Here is a 5,789-nt window from a genome sequence, read left to right on the forward strand (position 1 = left end):
CGTTGAGAACGGGGTGCCAAAGCTTTGGATGTAGAAATGATTTGAAAGGTTTAAACAATGCTTGTTGAGAACATTATTAGTTATTGATTGTGAGATTTATTTAGGAATCAGCTCAATTCTACGTCTTTTATTATACTTTATTAGAAGTTAAAAAGTGAACAATCTGTCCGTTTAGCTGTACCGCATTCGAGAATTTAATCCGCCTGAATTAAGGCTTAGTGCCTTTAAATAGGCGTTTTTTAATAATGTTCATGGAACGTCGCCAAGATATAATTGTCGTTTATAACTTAACTATTGGTGTTAATTAATTGCTTTTTAGGTTTTTATCTAATCTAATTCTAATTAAAGTGTTGACGTTTTTTAATGTGGTGCTATGATAAGGATATCGACTAAGAAGAGATAAGTACTTTTTAACGGTTGCCCAGAGAGTTAGCGTGTGGTGCGAGCTAATCAACTGAAGAATTGGAAAATGGTCTTGGAGTTAGAATGACGTGAGCAAAACGTGTTAGCGTCATTCGGGTGCGCCCGTTATTGCGCTTAGATATCGTCCGACATAGGACCGTATTGAAAGAGGGTTATTTCGTATGGGAATAACTAAACCCGGGTGGTAACACGTGTCAACGTCCCGTAGCTAATTGTAGCTACGGGACGTTTTTTTACGTCAAAACTTAAATGTGGAGGACAGACAATGCAAGTATTATGCGTGACGATTCACCGATGTCTTGTTGTCGGTGAGGGATTAGGCCAAAGTCGAATGTGATGCGACGAAATTGACACTCGTAGCGCAAACAGACGGAGAAATTGGCATGGATGATTTGACAAAGATTTTACAAGTAACGACGACGCATGATCAACTGACAGGAGCGGTTAATACACCGATTCAATTATCAGCGACGTTTGCTCAAACGGATTTTGATAACTTAGGTGAATTTGATTACGCCAGAAGCGGTAATCCAACCCGCTTGGCAGCGGAGAAGGCGGTAGCGGCTTTAGAACATGCGACACATGGTTATCTCTTTAGTTCGGGGATGGCAGCCATTAGTAGTGTGCTCATGACCTTCTCAGCTGGTGACCATATCGTGGTGACGTCGCACGTTTATGGTGGGACATTTCGTGTATTAACGGATGTGTTATCACGATTTGGTATCACACATACGTTTGTTGATTGTGGTGAACTAGCAGACGTCGCGGCCGCAATTTTGCCGAATACAAAGGCGATTTATATTGAAACGCCTTCCAATCCAACCTTGTCAGTGACCGATATTGCAGGGATTGTCGCAATTGCAAAAGCGCATGATCTTTTAACGATTGCGGACAATACCTTTATGTCACCTGCTTTACAGAAGCCGCTAGATTTCGGCGTTGATGTCGTCGTACATTCAGCTACCAAGTTTTTAGCAGGACATTCAGATATTTTAGCTGGCACGGCAGTGACAAAACGGGATGATTTAGCTGAGCAAATCTATTTCATTCAAAATGCAGTTGGCGCCACCCTGGGTGTGTTAGACAGTTGGCTGCTATTGCGGGGAATGAAAACGCTGGGGGTGCGAATGGCGCAGGCGAGTGCCAGTGCAACTCAGCTGGCCGCATGGTTAACTGACCAACCGCAAGTAAATGCCGTGCATTACCCAGGCTTACCGACGCATCCGAACTATCAGGTGCAATTAACGCAAGCCAAAAATGGTGGGGCAGTCTTGTCATTTGATGTTGGGTCGATTGAAAACGCCCGACAATTGGTTAAACATCTCACTATTCCAATTTACTCAGTCAGTTTAGGTGGCGTAGAAAGCATTATCAGCTATCCGCCAAAAATGTCCCATGCGGAATTATCGGCAGCTGAACAAGTAGCTAGTGGTATTACACCAGGCTTATTGCGCTATTCAGTGGGACTCGAAAGCATTACAGATATCATTGCCGATTTGTCGAATGCCTTTTCATATTTAGGAGAAGAATAATTATGACAACAGCAACTAAGCAACGTTACCATTTTGATCAAGTGGGTTCATATTTGCGACCAGCAACGCTAAAGCAAGCGCGAGCAGCCTTTGCAGCTGGTGAAATCACACAGGAGGCTTTGGTAAAGATTCAACATGACGAAATTCACGATTTGGTTATTCACCAGCATGAAGTTGGTTTGAAAGATGTAACGGATGGTGAATTTGCACGGTCATGGTGGCACTTGGACTTTCTGTGGGGTTTGACCGGTGTTGAACGATATGTACAAGAAGATTCCTATAAGTTCCACGGCGAGAAGACTCGTACGGATAATGTCCGGTTGACTGGCAAAATTGCCTTTAATCCAGATCATCCATTCTTTGCTGATTTTGCGTATTTACAATCAGTCGCACCGGCAGGAACCGAGCCGAAGTCAACCATTCCGGCACCAACGTTGTTATTCCGTGATGGCCGTTCAGATAATGCCTTGTCATTTTATGATACTTGGGATGACTACTTGGATGATTTGGCTTTGGCCTATCATGAAACATTGCAACATTACTACGATTTAGGTTCACGTTATGTGCAATTAGATGATACAACCTGGGCGTTTTTGATTAGTAAATTGAACGAATTTGCCACCAATCCAACTGAACGGGCAAAGTATGAAAAGATTGCAGCCGACAGCGTGTATGTCATTAACAAGGCGTTAGATGGCTTGCCTGATGATTTCAAAATTTCGACGCACATTTGTCGCGGTAATTTTAAGTCAACGTACTTGTTCGAGGGTGGGTATGCGCCAGTAGCGGACTACCTGGGTCAATTACATTACGACACGTACTTCTTGGAGTACGATGACGCACGTTCTGGTGATTTCACACCGTTAACGGCGATCTGGGCTAATCGACCTGATGTGACGCTAGTGTTAGGCCTGGTCACGAGTAAGTCACCAGAACTGGAAGCAGCGACGGATATTAAGGCGAGAATTCAGGAGGCCACGCAATTTGTGCCACTTGAGAATTTGGCGCTTTCTACGCAATGTGGGTTTGCCTCAACCGAAGAAGGTAATGCACTGACGCCAGATGAGCAATGGGCGAAGTTAGGGTTTATCAAGCAAATTGCCGAAGAAGTGTGGGGATAGGCCGATGACGAATAAAGTTGGGTTAACCATCGTGGCGGGTTTAGCAGCAGTTAGTTTAGGCGTCCTGGCAGGCACAACCGCAGCACATGCGGCTGAAAAGGTAACGGTTGGATCCGTCACCTCTGATGCAGATATTTGGCGTCATATTGCGAAGTCACCAGCGGCGAAAAAGGCAGATTTGCAAATTAAAGTGAAAGAATTTACCGACGGCGCAACCTTGAATCGAGCGACTGCTTCAGGTGAAGTTGATGTCAATGCGTTCCAATCGTATAGCTATTTTCAAGCCTTTAATAAGGAAACTAATACCGCGAAGCTGGCTGCGTTAGGCACGACGTATATTGAGCCAATGGGTGTGTATTCACATCGATACAAGAAGGTGGCAGACATTCCGAATGGCGCAACGATTGCCATTGCACGTGACAATGCGGACGCGGCCCGTGGGTTGAAATTATTGGCCAGGGCGGGATTAATCACCTTGAAGTCTGATTTCTCAGCCCTTTCAGGGGTTGCCGATATCGCAACCAATCCCCATCATTTTCAATTCAAGGAAATTGATGACACGACTGGGGTTGCCGTGTTGAAAGACAAAGCGGTCGCGGCGGTGTTGATTTCTAATTCAGTCTCACAAGCCGGTGGGTTGAACGTGTTACATGATTCGATTTATCGCGAGTCAATTAACACCAGCACGAAGGCAAATATTAATATCTTGGCAACGCGTCAGTCAGAGGCTAAAAATAAGACCTATCAAAAGTTGGTCAAGTTGTATCACAATGCATCAGAACAAAAATGGATTAAGGCAAAGTACCACGGCACCAAAGTTGAGGTACAAAAGCCACTTAGTTATGTGGAGGGCAATTAATTATGGCAGAAGTTGAAAGTTTTACATTAGATCACACACAAGTTAAGGCACCGTACGTGCGTTTGATTGCAGAAGAGCACGGGCCTCAAGGTGGCACGATTGCCAATTATGATTTGCGCTTGGTCCAACCTAATGAGACGTCAATTGAGACGGCGGGCATTCATACATTGGAACATTTGTTTGCGAGCTTAGTTCGCGATGAGCTAGATGGCATCATTGATATTTCACCATTTGGATGTCGGACAGGGTTCCATGTCATCAGTTGGCAGTCGTACACGCCAACGCAGCTAGCCGAAACGTTTACTCGCGTGTTGCGCAAGATTCGTGATGACATTACGTGGGATGATGTCCCAGCCACGACTATTCGAGAGTGCGGTAACTTTAAAGATCATAGTTTACATTCGGCAAAGGCGTGGGCAGATGTTATCTTGCAAGCCGGTTTGTCAGATGATCCGTTTGTCCGTCATGTCGTTGAAGCATAAGCATAATTTGTTAAACCGGGTCATTGGCCCGGTTTTTCTGTTATTATAGTAAGCATGAATGAGAAGATTAATTATGAGCAATTAAATGGCTTGGATTTGGCCTATTATGGGGATGCGGTGTATGAAGTGTACATCCGTCAACATTTGTTGGCTAAAGGGATTACGAAGCCGGCCCGCCTGCAACGTGAATCAAAGAACTACGTGTCTGCTAAAGCACACGCGGCTTTGTACGCCTTGATGGAAGCGGAAGATTTGTTGACTGAAGAAGAAATGGTGTACTTTAAGCGTGGACGCAATGCTAATTCACATACAAAGGCGAAGAATACAGATGTCGTGACATACCGTATTTCGACTGGATTTGAAGCATTGATTGGTTTTTTGGCAGCTAGCAATCAAACAGCACGTTTAGATGAGATTGTGGCTTGGGTATACGAACAAGTAGAAAGTGGGCGAACGAGAGCAAATGGCACAACAAACAAATAATCGTAACGGTCGTGATCGTGGCGGACGTCAAGAACGACCAACTAATCGTCGCGGTGCCGACCGTCGTTTCAACGACCGCGATCGCCAACCACGCCAGAAGCGTGAAATGCGAGTAGAAGCTGAAGCCGTCGATGATACGGCACAAACTGAGTTCGTGTTTGGCCACCATGCGTCGGTTGAGGCGTTGAAGGGTGAAACAGAAATTAACAAGGTTTGGCTACAAAGTGGTTTGGCTGACAAGATTCGTAATGAAGTGATGGCATTAGCGAAAAAGCGGGGCTTGATTATTCAAGATGCGCCAAAAGCTAAGTTAGATGAATTGACGAATGGTCAAAATCACCAAGGTGTGGTGTTATCGATTGCGGCCTATGCATATGCAACGATTGACGATTTGTTTGCGAAGGCAGCTGAAAAATCAGAAGCACCATTTTTCTTGGTGTTGGATTCAATTGAAGATCCGCACAACTTAGGCTCAATTTTGCGTACGGCTGATGCGGCCGGGGTGCATGGCATTATTATTCCTAAGCGCCGAGCGGTACAATTGACATCAGTTGTTGCGAAAACGTCAACAGGGGCAATTGAACACGTGCCTGTTGCACGTGTGACGAACTTAGTGCAAACGGTTGAACAACTTAAGGAACGTGGGTTGTGGGTCTTTGGCACAGACATGGATGGTAAGGATTACCGTCGTTGGGATGCTGCTGGTCCAACTGCTCTAATCATTGGTAATGAGGGTAAGGGGATTTCACCGTTGTTGAAGAAGACGGTGGATGAAACGCTGACGATTCCAATGGTTGGTCACGTCCAAAGTTTGAATGCGTCGGTTGCAGCTAGCTTGTTAATTTATCAAGCATTTAGTAGTCGTAACCCGCTTTAACCACATGAAAAA

6 protein-coding genes and 1 other annotated feature are annotated in these 5,789 nt (G+C 45.0%); all 6 genes read left to right on the top strand.

What is annotated here, in order from left to right; genetic code table 11:
* Positions 1-382 precede the first annotated feature (382 nt).
* Positions 383-631: a binding site (T-box leader), on the top strand.
* A gap of 175 nt (positions 632-806) precedes the next feature.
* The 6 genes from WEIDD23_RS03185 to rlmB all read left to right on the top strand — a co-directional run bounded on the left by WEIDD23_RS03185 (position 807) and on the right by rlmB (position 5,777).
* Positions 807-1,955 carry a trans-sulfuration enzyme family protein gene (locus WEIDD23_RS03185; RefSeq protein WP_062358752.1) on the top strand — a complete coding sequence of 383 codons (1,149 nt, stop codon included), beginning with the start codon at positions 807-809 and terminating at the stop codon, positions 1,953-1,955.
* 2 nt (positions 1,956-1,957) lie between these two features.
* Positions 1,958-3,076 (top strand): vitamin B12 independent methionine synthase, encoded by a 1,119-nt coding sequence (locus tag WEIDD23_RS03190; RefSeq protein WP_010372142.1) that lies wholly within the window; start codon positions 1,958-1,960, stop codon positions 3,074-3,076.
* 4 nt (positions 3,077-3,080) lie between these two features.
* On the top strand, positions 3,081-3,935 hold the full coding sequence (locus WEIDD23_RS03195; protein ID WP_010372145.1) for a MetQ/NlpA family ABC transporter substrate-binding protein: 855 nt from the start codon (positions 3,081-3,083) through the stop codon (positions 3,933-3,935).
* 2 nt (positions 3,936-3,937) lie between these two features.
* Positions 3,938-4,417, top strand: a complete 480-nt coding sequence (locus WEIDD23_RS03200) for an S-ribosylhomocysteine lyase (protein ID WP_043707951.1) — start codon at positions 3,938-3,940, stop codon at positions 4,415-4,417.
* A 54-nt stretch (positions 4,418-4,471) separates the two neighbouring features.
* Positions 4,472-4,900: a Mini-ribonuclease 3 gene (locus WEIDD23_RS03205; protein ID WP_010372150.1), complete on the top strand. Its 429-nt coding sequence runs from the start codon at positions 4,472-4,474 to the stop codon at positions 4,898-4,900.
* Between the two features lie 106 nt (positions 4,901-5,006).
* Positions 5,007-5,777 carry a 23S rRNA (guanosine(2251)-2'-O)-methyltransferase RlmB gene (rlmB, locus tag WEIDD23_RS03210; RefSeq protein WP_029237459.1) on the top strand — a complete coding sequence of 257 codons (771 nt, stop codon included), beginning with the start codon at positions 5,007-5,009 and terminating at the stop codon, positions 5,775-5,777.
* Positions 5,778-5,789 lie beyond the last annotated feature (12 nt).

This window comes from Weissella sp. DD23 (assembly GCF_001579105.1).
In the GTDB taxonomy this organism is placed as follows: domain Bacteria; phylum Bacillota; class Bacilli; order Lactobacillales; family Lactobacillaceae; genus Weissella; species Weissella cibaria.

Coding starts and splice junctions, on each gene's coding strand:
- WEIDD23_RS03185 (WP_062358752.1), top strand. CDS start 807: ATGGATGATTTGACAAAGATTTTACAAGTAACGACGACGCATGATCAA.
- WEIDD23_RS03190 (WP_010372142.1), top strand. CDS start 1,958: ATGACAACAGCAACTAAGCAACGTTACCATTTTGATCAAGTGGGTTCA.
- WEIDD23_RS03195 (WP_010372145.1), top strand. CDS start 3,081: ATGACGAATAAAGTTGGGTTAACCATCGTGGCGGGTTTAGCAGCAGTT.
- WEIDD23_RS03200 (WP_043707951.1), top strand. CDS start 3,938: ATGGCAGAAGTTGAAAGTTTTACATTAGATCACACACAAGTTAAGGCA.
- WEIDD23_RS03205 (WP_010372150.1), top strand. CDS start 4,472: ATGAATGAGAAGATTAATTATGAGCAATTAAATGGCTTGGATTTGGCC.
- rlmB (WP_029237459.1), top strand. CDS start 5,007: ATGCGAGTAGAAGCTGAAGCCGTCGATGATACGGCACAAACTGAGTTC.